We start from the raw sequence: 15,151 nt of genomic DNA, 5'->3' as shown, positions 1-15,151 counted from the left end.
ATATTAAGTAGGTATGTTACGGCTATGTAAGAGGATGTTTGAAAAGTCATGATTGATGTATAAAATTTTTTTACCCCACCCTAGCCCTCCCCTTATAAAGGGGAGCCACTGCGTTGGGCGGCTTCGCCGACTTGAAGCATGTGGCGTGAGGGAACTGGATTTTATTGTTTCCACCCTTTATAAGGGGGGACTAAGGGGGGTAATAATTCGATTAAAATCACAACATACTACTTTTCAAACAACCTCTAAGAATTTGAGGATTTTAAAAACCCTAATTTAGCCGTAACGCAACATATTTCTAGGTGCGTTATGCGCTGCTTGAACGCATCTATAAATTTAAGGGTTACTTTATAAATGGTCTTTAAACCATTATTTTTTAGTGTAGATTATAGTCAAAATCAACGGCTTGCTTAACTATAAATTAGCAACTTTATTAAAGACTAATAATTATTAAGCAAGTATCTTTAAAATACAAAAGCTTTATTATTGTTTTCTGCCTTTTTCAATCAATAGTTAATAGCTAAATCTCAAACAATTTCAATCAATTACAGAAAACTGCAAATAAATAAAGTACAAAATGCAGGACTTAAAATCAGATGCGAACAAGCTCTAACTCTACCTATTAACTCAAAATCCGTAGTTTTTTTACTTCATGGAAAACAAAACTACTGAAATCACTCTTTGAGTTCCTATTGCCCAGTAATTTAATTTATAAAGTTGCTCAAACACATGAGGAAAATCTTATGAAGAATACAATTTTAACGGCAGCAATTTGCTTATTTTCATTCGTGTTTACACTGAAGGTAGAAGCTGCTGATTTTGAACAGATTTATATCTTTGGTGATAGTTATTCTGATGATGTAAATTATTACAAGATCACAAAAAGTGAATTGGGTATAGGTATTCCCCCCCAACCTTACAAAGATGGACGTTTTTCTAATGGGCCAGTCTGGGTAGAATATCTTGCACAAGATATGGGCTTAAATCCCTCTGGCATTACTAACCTTGCTGTTGGTGGTGCTAAATCTGGGTTATATAACGTTACTATACCTCCTATACCTGGTTTATATTTCACAGGAGTTTTATCTCAGATTAAGAAATTTACAGAAGTTAATAAGTCGGTTAACCCAAACGCACTTTATATCGTATGGGGCGGTACGAATGATTTCCTTTACTCTCAAAGTGCTGTAAATCCTAGCCAGCCAGTTACGAATATATCAACAGCGGTGCGTGCTCTTGCCAATGTTGGGGCTAAAAATATCCTAGTGGCTAATTTATTCAATTTGGGAGACTTACCAGGGACAAGAAATAGTGTAAACTCCACACAACTCAATGATTCGGCCACTGAATATAATGTCGAGTTGATTAAAAGCCTCAATTCTTTAAGCCAAGAACTAAATAATGTAAACATCATTTTTTTAGATGTTAATTATTTATTTAAACAGCTTTTAGCTAATTCTAGACAAGATAAGTTTACAAATGTGCTTGACTCTTGCATAGGAAGCTCAGTTTTAATAACTATACCAGCTTCTACTCCATCATTTGAATGTAAGACCAACCCCGACAAATTCTTGTTCTGGGACAGCATCCATCCTACAACTGCTGGTCATAAGATTATCGCGGAATATGCAGCTTCAGTGTTAAAGTCTCAACCTATATTGAAGTCTTTCAACAAATTAGGAAAATCTAGAAAATAGAACTATTTCTTGAAAGAGGCAGAAGGAGTCAATCAGTATTTCTTCGGAATTGCTGGAAAGGGGAGACAGAACAACAAAAAACTACTGAGACTTTATTAGAAAATTTTGATGTTGATCTAGACGATGATTAATTCATTCTGACTAGGGATTTGCGCTACCCTAAGTCTGGAAGCCAAGGATAAATTACATGAAAAAATGGATTTGGCTGATGCTGTTGGTACTGATGGCAGTTGCGGTGGTGGGTAGTAGAAGTAGCACATTTTTTGAACAGCGTCCCTCACCAGAAATTGTTGAGCGCATTCCAGTGGAAACACCCCAACCACAGCCAGAGCCAAAAAAAGTTGACAGTGCGCCGCAAGTGTCTGCTGACAGGCTGTTAACTCATGTCCAAAAGTTAAATTTTCAGCGCTACACAACAAAAGAGCGATCGCTTACTCGCACTTATATCACAACTGAACTCACAAAATTAGGCTGGAAACCTAAATTGGAAAACTTCTCTGACGGTGTGAATATTTTTGCCGAACGCCCAGGAACGAGCATTGCCGCTAAAGCAATTCTTGTGGGAGCGCATTACGACACTGTTGCTTCATCCCCCGGTGCTGATGATAATGCCAGCGGTATAGCCGTATTGCTGGAAGTCGCTCGGTTACTCGGTTCTCGCCCCACGCCACGGACGTTACAGCTAGCTTTTTTTGACCAGGAAGAAATAGGACTTTTGGGTAGTCAGGCTTTTGTGAGCAAGACAGCACGCTTGCAAAATTTAGGCGGAGCGATCGTTATGGATATGGTAGGTTATGCATGTTACACTCCTGGGTGTCAAAAATACCCTGCTGGATTGCCTGTTACCCCACCTAGCGACAAGGGCGACTTTTTGGCAGTAGTCGGTGATACAGAACATTTGCCTTTACTGAATGCCTTTCAAAACTCGCAGAACGTCCCCTCAATCGCCCTGAATAAAGAAGAATCAAATCTGCCAGCAATCTTGACACTGCCGATTCCTTTTAAAGGTTTACTGACACCCGATACCCTACGCAGCGACCATGCACCATTTTGGTATCAAGGCGTGGGTGCTGTGCTGGTCACAGACACCGCAAATTTACGTACTCCCCACTATCATCAACCTAGCGATGTTCCAGCGACTATCGAGCGATCGTTCTTCACAGGAGCAGCACAGATTGTAGTCAATGCGACTACTGCCTTGTTAGAGAAGACCGAAGTTTTGGAAACTCAACCACAAAACTGATTCTTGAAGAAGAATCCAGAAGTCAGAATTCAGGAGTCAGAATAAATCAGTCGGGGATTCAGACCGGCGCAGGAATTGAAAACCACCAAATCTACGATTTGGTGGGGGTGCAAAAACGCCGGTCATTCATCCGCCAGTCATACAGAAAACATTGCTAAATTCTGACTCCTGACTCCTGAATTCTGTTCGATAAATTATGAATTATCTTGACTAGTACAGCACAGCGGAAATAAACCACCCATTCCCAATCAACAAAACCCTTACGCTGTCTTCATTTTTAATTTTTAATTTTTAATTTTTAATTCCGCCTTGCGGTACTAGTGTTTGGTTCAGGGAAAGTTAACGTCCAGTTATCTTTATTGTTGAGGTCGAAGTACAAACCTTGGAGAATGAGTCGCAGAGCTGTTCGAGTTCTAATAAATTTCCTCACCAGATAAGTGCCTGGTTCAGCTAAGATATCATTAAAGTTTTTTCTATAACCAAATTGTTTTGAACAATAACTGCCAGCACCTTGGACTGTTAACACAAAAAATGGAGATTGTTTGTATTCATCAGGAATCATAAATATTCCATATACATGGTGACGGCCACGCCACGGCTGAACAATAACTTTAGTAGCGCGTACTTGGAATTTTGTAGTTTTTGATGTGAGAAAAGTCTCGAAATTGCAATCAGAGTTATTCACAGGCCACCACAGTGTAATAATACTCAGGGAGAGCAGCAAAATTAAAATATAGCGGAGTCTGTGACGCATAAATCTAAGAAAAAGTTTTGAGGCGGCTGGTAGAATTTGATGAGTAATGATAATGCAGCGACAGCAGTAAGACTATCCACCTGCAACACCTCTGCAACACGTTCTAAAAGTCATTTTTAGATTAAGGGGGGTAATTCTACTTGTGTATACACGGTAGCTTTTTAAGGGGGCTAGGGGGGATCTAAAAGTGCCTAAAATCACAGTGGAATACTTTTAAAATAACCTCTAAATCGGCAGGCGGCTTATTCCTTCCATCCCTCTTGTTGAGATGGAATTACCACTATTTTTTTGACCCCATACATAATCTAGTTACTTTGAATAAATAATTTTTGATTGTCGCTGTTACAGTATTAAACCTAGCTGAGAAACAATCGAGCTTTTGTGGCTGTTAACACTGATTTATGCTCAATTTTTTAGCTGTAATAAATTCTACAATTTGTTACTTTTGTTATGCTTTTGATGTGGCTCTGTTTGGATCAGCAGTTACTTTGAGGAGATCAGAGCGTAAGCGTAGCGCGTCGTAGACATCGCAATTAAGTTCAGGAAAAAATCTACTTTTATTTTTAGGCAATTAATGGGGTAGTCAAATACACAAATATCCGTTATATTCCCGTAAGTAACACTTGGTATAAATATTTATGGGAATAAGTTGGGGAAGTCTTAAGACAGTTGCGGGTTTCTTTGGTGCGATTATACTTACATCGTTCGGGACAAATGCTTCGGCCATTGCGGCTGACACAGTTGTGGTGCGTTTGGGTTTATTTACAGAATCCATCTCTCTTGCTGAGTTGCAAAAGGCTGCAAAAACTGGAAAATTACCTGGAAGTTTGCAGCCTTACGCTAAAGGATTATCTGAAGAACAACGCCGCTTTTTCTTAGGGGCGCTGGGTATGAATATACCGATGAATGTTGTCACCATTAATCGGTTAGTTAATACCCAGATTGGCACAACTATTCTCAATGACTTTGCTACAGCTTTAGCGCGAAAGGACAAAGCTGGGGTACAAGCACTGAGAGCAGGATTAGTATTAGGCTCTACTGCACCGCAGGGTCTTTCTATACTGAGTTTTATCGCCGCTTATCCCAGCAAACGCCTAGAAATTGATTTGCCACAGGCTTTTGTGGTTGCAGGGAGTTTGAATACAGCTTTTTGGCGTACTCAACAATTTATGCTAGCGATCGCTCCCCAACTCGACCCCATAACACCACAGCCTAGAACACCACAGGTTGCTTTCCCTTTTGATCCTAGTCAACCAGGAAGCGCCCAAGTAAAAATACTCAACTTAAGCCTAAATGACCAAAAGCGCGAGCGCAAAATCCCAGTTGATGTTTACTGGTCAACTGCTGCAACTCCCGACAAACCCGTAATTATCTTTTCTCATGGCTTCGGGTCAGTCCGCACGGACTTGCGTTACCTCGCAGAACATTTAGCATCCCACGGTTATGTAGTAGCAGCTTTAGAACATCCCGGTAGTAATGAGGCAAATACTAATTTGGCATTACAAGGTAAAACCAGAATTGTACAGCCTCAAGAGTTTTTGTATCGTCCTCAAGATATTAGTTTTGTTCTCGACGAATTAGAAAAGCTCAACCAAATGGCTAATAATCCCCTTGTTGGGAAACTTGCAACTACGAACGCGATGGTTGTTGGCTATTCTTTTGGTGGTGGTACAGCTTTAACAATTGCTGGAGCCGAGTTACAACTGGAACAACTCAAACAACGCTGCAAAAAAAACTTGACTAGCTTGAGTCTGGCGGAAGGTATGCAGTGCATCGCTGAAGAATTGCCCGAAAATAGCTATCAACTACGGGATACTAGAATCAAACAGGCGATCGCTCTTAATCCAACAACTTCTCTGATTTTTGGCAAAACTGGGTTAACTAAGGTGCAAGTTCCTACCCTAGTATTAGCAGGTTCCGCAGATAAAACCACCCCAGCTTTAACTGAACAAATTGTGGGATTTGACAAAATTCCATCCCCCAAATGGCTAGCTGGTATACTTGGGGGTACTCATCTAAGTGTAAAAGATCCCAGCACCACTTTGGATCAGGCAGGACAACCGAATACACCGATTAGTGGCGGTGAAGTTGTGGGTGAACAAGCCGCTGATGTACGTAAGTACGTTAAAGCTATAGCTTTGGCCTTTGCCGCACAGATGACTCCAGAAGCTAAAAACTACGCTGTGTTTCTGACATCAGATTATGCCCAGTTTGCTTCAACTCCCACATTCCCATTTCGCTTAATTACCCAGATTCCTCCTAATGCTATGGCAGTAGTGAAAGAATTTGTTGATAAATAAGGCCTTCCAATTCAAAAAATATCCAATTTGTTTATCAGGGAACCAGTGCGTTGCCAAGATTTGTCTGAGGGTCGGTTTCCCCCAATAGCACAGCCTCTACTCCATGAGAGGCTGTGCCAATAAGTCTGCATACCTCTACGAAGAAAGAAGCTTTAACAGTAGAGATACGGGGAACACTAGAAGCCGCAGATCATCCAGCCTCCTCATCCCTTTGTCCTTTCAATAAAATTGGACTGAATTTTAATATTTTACTTCAATAAAATCATACTAACTTGATAATAGCTTTATAGTTGTTATCCAGTCAATATTAAAATTTTACAGTAAGAATAAGTATTTAGATATAAACTTTATAATTGTTTTGTTAAAAATAATAGAAACTTAAGAGTGTAAAAAAATCCGAGCATCTACTGGATAATACATATGTATTCTGACGAAAATGCCAAAAATTAATGAACACAAGTTGCTTGATAAAAAAATATGTTTGCGTATTGATTGGCGTAAAATTGTTTAAATTCACAAAAATGGTAGAAAAATTTTATCTACTACAAGCCACAGATGAAGCCAAAATAAAAAACTTCAAGGCTTGCTTTGTTTATTTAAATAATAATTAGTTCCCGATACATAATATTATAAAACTAATTTTGAATTCAGAATTAAACAATTATTCCATTTCACTCAAGCTCATGCAACTATATACAACTCGTGAAATCGAACAACTCCAGCAACACGAAGACCTTCCTTACTTAATTGAAATTATGGATTGGGTGAAAAATTTTTTAGGAAGACCTCATCCTAACTTAGGAAGAACCGGTGCAGTTTGCCCTTTTGTACCTTTATCTCTCAAGTCAAATACTATTCGTCTGGCAGTTATTCGCACAAAAGATTTGTATTCAGAACAATTAGAAGATGTTGTTGGACGCTACCGAGATATCTTTCTTGAGATGGATCTTAAAGAGCAGGAATTAGCAATCAATAAAGCTTTTTTACTTATCTTTCCTGACGTTCATATAGAAGACGCTACTAAGCTAATAGATAGTGTCCAACAAAAACTTAAACCTTTGTTTGTTGAGTCAGGACTGATGATAGGAGAGTTTCATAAACGTAATGATAGTCCTGGTTTGCACAACCCAAACTTTCGTCCACTTCGTAGCCCTATTCCCTTGTTGGCTATCCGGTTTATGGTTGAAGCTGACCTTCCCTTTCTTCTGAGTCCGGCTGATCCACGCTTACGTATTCGGTATCTGGAAGCTTATTTAAAGCGTTTTGGTAATAAATTTATAGATGAAACAAAGTTTAAAAATGCCCATCAAGCATTGGCTTTAGCGAAGAAACAACTTCAAAAAGAAAATTTACTGAGTTATTGCATATAAATATCAAATATTTGAATAGGGGGTTGGGGACTGAGCAGCTAAAGTAATGATGCCAGGAAATTTGGCGATCGTATAGAATTATTTTTTGAATATGACTTTACTGAATTAGGACTTACGCAAACAATAGCTGAAACCTTTGTTTTACGGTAGTGGCAATTCATGCAGACGCATACTCCTAGGTCGAAGCAAGCTACAAGGAGCGTCTCGTAGAGAAACGGCTTTCCCCTAAATGAATAAAGCGCCACCTCATATAGAATTGGTATAAGGACACTATTGTTTAATACATAAAAGCAAATAAATAAAATGGCAAAAGAAATAGAGCGGAAATATTTAGTGAGAGGAGATAGCTGGAGAGGATTAGCTGAGGGTAGTGTTTATCGTCAAGGATACATTGCCACACAAGACAAAGGGACTGTACGTATACGTATAGTAGGAGAAAAAAGTTATTTGACAATTAAAGGCCCTAATATTAAATATTCCAGATTAGAGTTTGAGTATCCTATTCCTCTTGAAGATGCTCAAGAAATGCTTGAGACATTGTGTGAACGTCCCTTTATAGAAAAAATCAGATATAAAATAGAATCAGGCGGTTTAATTTGGGAAATAGATGAGTTTGATGGTGTTAATAAAGGACTTATTTTAGCAGAAGTTGAACTCAGTGATGAGAACCAAAAAATTGAACTACCAACCTGGATTGGAGAAGAAGTTTCTGATGACTTCAGATATTTCAACAGCAATCTAGTAAAACACCCTTTTTCACAATGGTAATGGCTGAAATATTGATGATAAGCACACCCCTATAGGGAAGCAAGCTATACGCACCGTCTGCCATAATATAGCTATTTTTAATCCGGTGAAGTACAGGTGTGCAAATAGACCTAACCCCTTTCCGAAGGCGGGAAGGGGGAACAATTCAAAGCCTCTCTCCTAAAAGGCTACGGTGTACACACAAGTCGAAAAAAGCTTGATTTTCCATTCATTGTTTTCCCGTTGATCTCGTTCCCACGCAGAGCATGGGAACGAGGAAAAACGCTTATCAAGCTAGGTTTTTAGGACTTGTGTGTACACCGTAGCTCCTTTTAGGAGAGAGGTTTGGAGATAGGTCAAAATTGTACTTCACGCTTGTCGAGAACTGCTATAGCGTCATTACGAATTACGATTCACAAAATTAAAAAGGGGGATTTTGAGGATCGAAAGTTTTTGATACCGACAAGAGGACTTTTCAAACATCCTTTACGAGACACTACACAGACGCTTACGCCAAAAAATTTCCTAAGCCTGTAATGCCTTAAACCACTTATTCAAAACGGTGCTGATGGTTTTCTTAATTTGATGGTTACGACTCCACTTTTGGAATGCAATTTCATACTCTTCACCTTTGATTTGAAAAGTATTCCAGACATCCAGTCCTACAGGTAATCCGCAGAATAGTAAAATATACAGCGACCAAGAAATTCCGCCACCAGCAATTAAATCAATCAGTATAAAAAAACCATTGAAAATTGCATAATTGCCTATACGCTTCTGAAATCTTCTGATCCGGTAATCGTCAAAAGCTTTTCGCTGTTGGACTTGGCCCTGTTGGACTACCCAATCACGCTCTGCTAATTTTAAAGATTCAGGTGAAATTTCTAACTCAGCAGCAATTTCTAATATCTGTTCATAAGAAAATTCTGTGTCTTTGTCATCAGCTTGACGAGCGATCGCTAAGTGCAGAATTTGCTGAACATCTTCTTGGCTATAAGAGCGGAGGCTCTTGGGTTCAAATGTTGTCATAATTCTTTCTCTTAATATTACTTTCAATAGAAATTTGCTACCCGATAGATTTTCAGCAGCGACGCTAGTACTATTTCCATTATTCTTACATTAGCAAATCTAGATGCTGTCCTGCATTGAATGTATTGGATTTTTAACTTTGGGTAAAAAGGGTCTATCTCTCGTCTACTTTTGGTTGTCGATAGGCATAAATATCTTGAATAACTTGTACCCAACCGTTAGCCACAGATTCGAGGATGCGATCGCCTTTTTCTTTTGTTGCGGTTGTCGCGTCGCCAATCACTCCACTTTTACTGATATCTCGCGTCACCCAAGCCACAGGTAACTTACCCTCCCAACTCAGTAAACTACTTTCTGACTGTTCTGGTGGATATTCTGCAACAGCTTTCTCTAGCTTCACTTGTTCTGGCAAAATCGATAACATAATGCTAGTTTCAGCGTCTCCAGCGTGCATTCCTAGCGCTGCCTCTTTCGGAGTCAATAAATCTTTAGTTATATGAGGCACGCGCCAAGTAAACAAGGGGAATACCAAAAAGTCATCATATTTAACGTGCAAATCTCGCGCCGCCATTTGCATAACTTGGGGTTGTCCACCGTGGGAGTTCATTAACACCAGTTTTCTAAAGCCAGCCCGGTAAATACTTTCTCCCATTTCCATAATGATTGCCGTGAGAGTTGCCGTACTCAGGGTAATCGTACCGGGAAAGTGCCAGTGTTCGTTAGATTTGCCATAATAAAGGTTTGGTAAAGCATAAGCGGGAATACTGGCATCCAGCTTTTCCATTGCTTTTCCCAGCACCCCCACACCGATCGCAGCATCTACAATCAAAGGCAAATGAGGGCCATGTTGCTCAATTGCGCCTACTGGCTGGATGATTACCACGTTTTCCTTATCTGGCATTGCCTGAATATCAGTCCAGGTAAGGTAGGGAAAAAAGCGTTCTGGTGGAATGAAACTATGCATATTAGTTAAATTTATATTTTAGGGCATTGGGAATTGGGCATTGGGCATTGGGCATGGGTTATTTATTCCCTTGTCCCTCTTATCTCCCTTGTCCCCCTTGTCTCTCTTCTCCCCCATGCCCCATGCCCCATTCCCCATTCCCAATTCCTAATATAAAGACTCTCCAAACATCCAGATATTATCAAATTCAACAGAGCATAATAACGAAATAACGAACATTAACCAAGGATGTAACTTAATGGTTGAAGAAAATGGATCGATTCGTACCCTATCGGTTGATATTGGTGGTAGTGGCGTTAAGGCAATGGTTTTGGATATTACGGGGCATCCTGTAACCGAAAGAGTGCGTTTAGATACACCCCAACCTGCGACACCGGAGGTTGTAATTAATGCAATTGTTGTGTTAGCGGCGGCTCAAGGTGAATTTCATCGCGTTTCGGTCGGTTTTCCTGGTGTGGTGCGGTGTGGAGTCACGGAGACAGCGGTAAACTTACATCCAGATTGGATCGGATTTGATTTGGAAACAGCATTATTAAAACATTTAAACAAGCCTGTGCGGGTGATTAATGATGCAGATATGCAGGGGTTTGGTGCGATCGCAGGTAAGGGTCTAGAAATGGTGATTACTCTGGGTACAGGGTTTGGTTCAGCTTTATTTATAGATGGTAAACTGGTGCCGAATATGGAAATGGGGCATCATCCGTTTCGCAAAGGAGAGACTTTCGAGCAGCAGTTGGGGCGTGCAGAGTTAGAAAAAATTGGTGACAAAAGATGGAATAGGCGTTTAGAAAAAGCGATCGCATCCTTGCAACATCTGTTCAATTATGATTACCTTTACATTGGCGGTGGTGAAGCTGTGAGAGTGAATTTACAGCTACCGTTAAATGTCAAACTCATCCCCAATATCACTGGTTTATTAGGTGGTATTGCTTTATGGCGAGATGAGAAAAGGTAAAGTATTCAGAATTCAGAATTCAGAATTCTGATTCCTGTTTTATTAAGGTGCTTCTTTTCTCAAGATTTAAAAATGTTATAAAAATTAACATAAGCTAGGCCAGAGAATTGTATAGACATTTTTTCCGTGCCCCCGTGTAACTTTGTCATGCAGTAATCTAAACTCTAGTTAAAATTTAAGACCGTGCAACAACGTTGTGCGGTTTCATTATTTTGAAGCTAAAGTATGCGCTTTCCGAGAAAAATTTCCTAGAAAAGTAGATATTTAGGAATTATGGCTGAAGACTTCCAGAGTTTCTGAATTCTGATTTCTGAATGCTGGCTTCTTCTTCAAAATAACCTCTGAGAGAGGACATTTTTTTGTAATTAACAATTGATTTTGTTGTCAAATGTTGCATTGATGAATGCTTAAAAACCTGACTCAGTGAATATAGCAGTATTTTTTGTAGCAGTATAAATATGATAAAAGTAGCATCAGCATACCAAGAACCAACCGAAGACAATTAGGCAAATTGGTTTCATGACATTCCCAGATGATCATATAGTATGTTATTGTCTAAACCGTTGATTTAAATATCATATTTGACAAATTGATGCCTGGATGAAAGATAAAAAAAGCACAAAGCTAATAATATTAGTCTGATTAAACGGAATAGGAGGTGAGAAAATATGAGCCTGATAATATTATCTGAAAAAATTAGTACATGATTTTTTATTTGGTCAGCATGAACTATCCCGGACAACAGCAATGTTGTTAGTTAAAAGAAATATTGCTTGAAGTAAAATGAACTACAATGAGTGAAATTGGCCTGATGATGACGGGCGTGTTAACAATAAGACAAGCATCTGGGGCCAATTTGCCACAGCAGCAATTATTTCAGATGGAAAATGACGTAAACCAGTCAAAACAGAGTCAGTTAGAAATGACTGCTCAAGTCACACCACCTGAATTTATGCAGACAGATGAGGTTTCCCAGGCTTCTCCCTCAGCGATCGCACTAACAAAAGAACACATACTTAATAAAATCGGCAAAAATAATCAGTTCCTAGCTTCTTCCAACTTAGGTCAGCCTAAGAAATATGCTCAGGCTGGAGTTAGAATCCGTGTAAAGGCTACAGGACGTTTCCAGAAGTTTAGTAGCCAACCTATGCCGACTCTTTATTTCGGTAGCTCTGGCCTTACTGTCAGAGTCTTACAAAGGCTGTTAGTGTCTAATGGTTATGCCGTTAGAGTGGATGGGATTTATGGCGCACTGACAGAGACGGCTGTCAAAGCCTTTCAAAATCAACGGAATTTAGCAACAGATGGAGTAGTTGGTCAACGAACCTGGCGGGCGTTAACAATTTAGTCATTTGTCCTTAGCCCTTAGTCCTTGGCTAATGACAAATGACAAATGACAAACTATCGATACTGATGTTGCTCTAATAGCTGTTGCGCTCTTGGCTTGTAAATTAAATAGAACAAAGCCTCAATGTAGCGCAACAAATCTTCCCGATTTTCCTTTGAAGTAAAATTCCAGAAGCCGTAAATCCGTGCTAATGATAACAACTTGCTAGTGTGAATTTTCCAAGTATAGGTGGTGTAAACTCGGTCAATTCCTCGCTGGGAAATTTCACTCCAATAGTTAGGATTTTGTTCGCATTTAGTGATGAAGTCCACAATTTTAGTGGCTGTTTCCTCTAAATTTGTCGGGTTAATTAAAAATCCATTCACCTTATCTTGAATAATCTCCAATGGCCCGCCAAATTGTGTAGCAAAAGTAGGTAAGCCTGAAACCATCGCCTCTAAAATTGTCAAACCAAAAGCTTCAAATAAAGCTGGTTGGACAAAAATTCCCTGATGATCTGCAATAACTCGGTAAATTTCACCAGAATCATTTTTAGTCAGGCGCACACCCAGCCAACGAATCTTTCCGTGGAGATTGTACTGATCAATTATTTGGTAGAGTTTGATAATTTCGTCACGTTCTTCGTTGTCGCCTGATTCTTCAACGCGCAATTTACCCGCCACCAAAATTAAGTTGCAATGCTCTTGTAATTCTTTACTTTGACCAAAGCATTCAGCTAAACCTGTGAGGTTTTTGATGTGGTCAAGACGCGCCATTGAAAATAGAGGGCGCTTGTTAGGATCATCGAGTTTGCCAAATATTTGCGTGGGATCTTCCAGAGTAAAGAGTATTTCTGCAAGGCGTTGGCGATCGCTCTCCACCCGATCTTTAGTCCTGGTGTAAGGGAAGTAATTATTTTCGTTTACTCCAGGCGGCACAACATTAAATTTGGGACTAAATAATTCAATGCCATTGGTCACATGGTACAACTCCGGCATGGTGAAACACTTATAAGACTCATACTGTCCCACACTATCCGGTGTTCCGACAATTTCTTGATAGGTGCTGCTGATTACAAAATTGGCAGCATTCATGGCAATCAAGTCAGCTGTGAATTGCAAGGAAAAATGATATTTTTCTTCCAAATCTTGCCAGTAGAGGTTACTGAACAAGTACTTAGATTTTTCCAAAGCATGGGCAACATTGCATTGCGTAACTTTCAATCGTCGCGCCAGCAAGAATGCCACTAAATTCCCATCAGTATAGTTTCCAACTATTAAGTCAGGTGTGCCGTGAAATTCTGCCCTTAGTTCTCTTTCTGAGTCAATGGCGAAAGTTTCTAGATAAGGCCAAAACTCAAACCGAGAAATCCAGTTTTGAGTCATGTTGGGATTAAATTCCCGTAAAGGTACTCGCAAAATCCAAGCGTTTTCAGTACCATAAACTTTTTCCAGTCGTTGATTGCACAAAGTACCATCACTGTTGGGAATTAAGCGGGTGAGAATAATCACCTTTGGCTCAACATTCAATCCCTCTAAACCAGCTAGCAAGACATCTTCTTGTAGCTGCTTCTCTAGACTCTTTGCCTGGTCAAGGACGTAAACCACCTGACCACCGGTATCGGGACGCCCCAAAACGCCCTCTTGCCCAAACCAACCGTGGGCTGACACTAAGACGATTCTAAAAATCATCGGGATGCGAGAAATGAAAGCTTCTAGGGTTTGAGGATCGGCAGAATCAATCAATTCATCGAGAATATTTAGGGTTTCCCGGACTCGCCCTGCGGTATTACCCCAACCTGGCTCAAAACCCATTGACTGCAATTGGAATCGGAATTGTTCGTAGGGTTCTTCTTCGGGGCGATTATTAACAAAACCGATAGCTTTTTTTACTTGCTCGGAAAGTTGCTGTTGTGATTGAATGCGATCGTTGACCAGCAGTTGAACACCGTTGTATTGGTGCAGGCGCAAAAAATTCAATAAGCTGTCCAGCAATTGTTTGGAGTCTTGAAATATTTTGCTGGATAGATAGCGGTTGAGAAATTGTACTCCCTTACCAATATTTTTGGGGTCGCGGATGACTGGGGTGTAGTCATAAAACGGGCCGAAATCCAATTCTAGCAAGCCGCCGTCGTTAGGATGAGATTTGTCCACTAAGCGATCGCGCAAATCCAGCAAATCCTGCACCGTCATCGGCTCAATGCTCAAGTCTGATGTCAACCAATAAACTTCTTGGCTAGCAATCTTAGAACGGATAATGAAACAGAAGTTTGAGTCCTCCTGAATTATTTCCTGAGTATAGTAAATAAGTTTGCCTAACTCCGAGGAAGTATAAAAAGCTTCAGGTTTTTGGGACTTAGAACAATACTCACTATATACATTCAGTATGTCGTTCCGCAGCAAGTACTTCTTTTCTTGTTGGCGTAATTCACTAATAAAGGAACGTAAATCACTTCTTTCTTCACTATCTAAGACTGCTTGAAGCAATTCAGACATGGCAACTCCACTAGATGACGATGTTTGCATTCTTAACTTTCAAGGCAAGACAAACAAGCCTCTACCTTTTCTTAAACCACATATAAACATGAAATAACACAGATAAACTATATTTATCTGTGTACCTACAAGTCTCAACTTTTCAGCAGGCACTTAAATCATGTTCTACTTTACTTAAAGTATCTATGACTCAGTATTTTTGGATCTAACTAAAGGAATACAATTTTTATTTCTTTTGATAGATGTTAGTAAATAACTGCATAATAATAT

General features: G+C 39.7%; 11 protein-coding genes. 7 read left to right on the top strand and 4 right to left on the bottom strand.

Annotation, left to right across the window (positions count from 1 at the left end; genetic code table 11):
* The first annotated feature begins 743 nt into the window (after positions 1-743).
* A complete protein-coding gene (locus A4S05_RS09890; protein WP_069069656.1) occupies positions 744-1,697 on the top strand; it encodes an SGNH/GDSL hydrolase family protein in 954 nt (317 codons plus the stop codon).
* Between the two features lie 187 nt (positions 1,698-1,884).
* Complete coding sequence (locus A4S05_RS09885) at positions 1,885-2,940, top strand: M28 family peptidase (RefSeq protein ID WP_069069655.1); 1,056 nt, start codon at positions 1,885-1,887, stop codon at positions 2,938-2,940.
* 298 nt (positions 2,941-3,238) lie between these two features.
* Here A4S05_RS09885 and A4S05_RS09880 read toward each other — a convergent pair whose 3' ends face one another.
* On the bottom strand, positions 3,239-3,694 hold the full coding sequence (locus tag A4S05_RS09880) for a hypothetical protein (protein ID WP_069069654.1): 456 nt from the start codon (positions 3,692-3,694) through the stop codon (positions 3,239-3,241).
* Between the two features lie 638 nt (positions 3,695-4,332).
* Here A4S05_RS09880 and A4S05_RS09875 point away from each other — a divergent pair.
* From A4S05_RS09875 to A4S05_RS09865, 3 genes are all read left to right on the top strand, one after another.
* Entirely contained in the window at positions 4,333-5,994 is a 1,662-nt protein-coding gene (locus tag A4S05_RS09875; protein ID WP_069069653.1) for an alpha/beta hydrolase, read from the top strand.
* 683 nt (positions 5,995-6,677) lie between these two features.
* The gene (locus A4S05_RS09870; RefSeq protein WP_069069652.1) at positions 6,678-7,364 is read left to right on the top strand and encodes a DUF6875 domain-containing protein; all 687 of its coding nucleotides are present in this window, start codon (positions 6,678-6,680) and stop codon (positions 7,362-7,364) included.
* A gap of 303 nt (positions 7,365-7,667) precedes the next feature.
* Positions 7,668-8,132 carry a CYTH domain-containing protein gene (locus A4S05_RS09865; RefSeq protein WP_069069651.1) on the top strand — a complete coding sequence of 155 codons (465 nt, stop codon included), beginning with the start codon at positions 7,668-7,670 and terminating at the stop codon, positions 8,130-8,132.
* A 504-nt stretch (positions 8,133-8,636) separates the two neighbouring features.
* Here A4S05_RS09865 and A4S05_RS09860 read toward each other — a convergent pair.
* Both A4S05_RS09860 and A4S05_RS09855 read right to left on the bottom strand, forming a co-directional pair.
* Positions 8,637-9,140 (bottom strand): 2TM domain-containing protein, encoded by a 504-nt coding sequence (locus A4S05_RS09860; protein ID WP_069069650.1) that lies wholly within the window; start codon positions 9,138-9,140, stop codon positions 8,637-8,639.
* Positions 9,141-9,294: 154 nt separating this feature from the next.
* Entirely contained in the window at positions 9,295-10,104 is an 810-nt protein-coding gene (locus A4S05_RS09855) for a creatininase family protein (RefSeq protein WP_069069649.1), read from the bottom strand.
* A gap of 238 nt (positions 10,105-10,342) precedes the next feature.
* Between A4S05_RS09855 and A4S05_RS09850 the strand changes: the two genes are divergently transcribed.
* Positions 10,343-11,059: an ROK family protein gene (locus tag A4S05_RS09850; RefSeq protein ID WP_069069648.1), complete on the top strand. Its 717-nt coding sequence runs from the start codon at positions 10,343-10,345 to the stop codon at positions 11,057-11,059.
* A gap of 793 nt (positions 11,060-11,852) precedes the next feature.
* Positions 11,853-12,407 carry a peptidoglycan-binding domain-containing protein gene (locus tag A4S05_RS09845; protein WP_069069647.1) on the top strand — a complete coding sequence of 185 codons (555 nt, stop codon included), beginning with the start codon at positions 11,853-11,855 and terminating at the stop codon, positions 12,405-12,407.
* A gap of 53 nt (positions 12,408-12,460) precedes the next feature.
* Here A4S05_RS09845 and A4S05_RS09840 read toward each other — a convergent pair whose 3' ends face one another.
* Complete coding sequence (locus tag A4S05_RS09840) at positions 12,461-14,881, bottom strand: sucrose synthase (RefSeq protein ID WP_069069646.1); 2,421 nt, start codon at positions 14,879-14,881, stop codon at positions 12,461-12,463.
* Between the last annotated feature and the right edge of the window lie 270 nt (positions 14,882-15,151).

It is taken from the genome of Nostoc sp. KVJ20 (genome assembly GCF_001712795.1).
Classification (GTDB): Bacteria; Cyanobacteriota; Cyanobacteriia; order Cyanobacteriales; family Nostocaceae; genus Nostoc.
The sequence above is the reverse complement of the archived record's forward strand: the minus strand, read 5'-3'. Positions and strand labels throughout refer to the sequence as shown.

What these genes read in the sequence shown, in the direction of transcription:
- A4S05_RS09890 (WP_069069656.1), top strand. Translation starts at nt 744, where the DNA reads ATGAAGAATACAATTTTAACGGCAGCAATTTGCTTATTTTCATTCGTG.
- A4S05_RS09885 (WP_069069655.1), top strand. Translation starts at nt 1,885, where the DNA reads ATGAAAAAATGGATTTGGCTGATGCTGTTGGTACTGATGGCAGTTGCG.
- A4S05_RS09880 (WP_069069654.1), bottom strand. Translation starts at nt 3,694, where the DNA reads ATGCGTCACAGACTCCGCTATATTTTAATTTTGCTGCTCTCCCTGAGT.
- A4S05_RS09875 (WP_069069653.1), top strand. Translation starts at nt 4,333, where the DNA reads ATGGGAATAAGTTGGGGAAGTCTTAAGACAGTTGCGGGTTTCTTTGGT.
- A4S05_RS09870 (WP_069069652.1), top strand. Translation starts at nt 6,678, where the DNA reads ATGCAACTATATACAACTCGTGAAATCGAACAACTCCAGCAACACGAA.
- A4S05_RS09865 (WP_069069651.1), top strand. Translation starts at nt 7,668, where the DNA reads ATGGCAAAAGAAATAGAGCGGAAATATTTAGTGAGAGGAGATAGCTGG.
- A4S05_RS09860 (WP_069069650.1), bottom strand. Translation starts at nt 9,140, where the DNA reads ATGACAACATTTGAACCCAAGAGCCTCCGCTCTTATAGCCAAGAAGAT.
- A4S05_RS09855 (WP_069069649.1), bottom strand. Translation starts at nt 10,104, where the DNA reads ATGCATAGTTTCATTCCACCAGAACGCTTTTTTCCCTACCTTACCTGG.
- A4S05_RS09850 (WP_069069648.1), top strand. Translation starts at nt 10,343, where the DNA reads ATGGTTGAAGAAAATGGATCGATTCGTACCCTATCGGTTGATATTGGT.
- A4S05_RS09845 (WP_069069647.1), top strand. Translation starts at nt 11,853, where the DNA reads ATGAGTGAAATTGGCCTGATGATGACGGGCGTGTTAACAATAAGACAA.
- A4S05_RS09840 (WP_069069646.1), bottom strand. Translation starts at nt 14,881, where the DNA reads ATGTCTGAATTGCTTCAAGCAGTCTTAGATAGTGAAGAAAGAAGTGAT.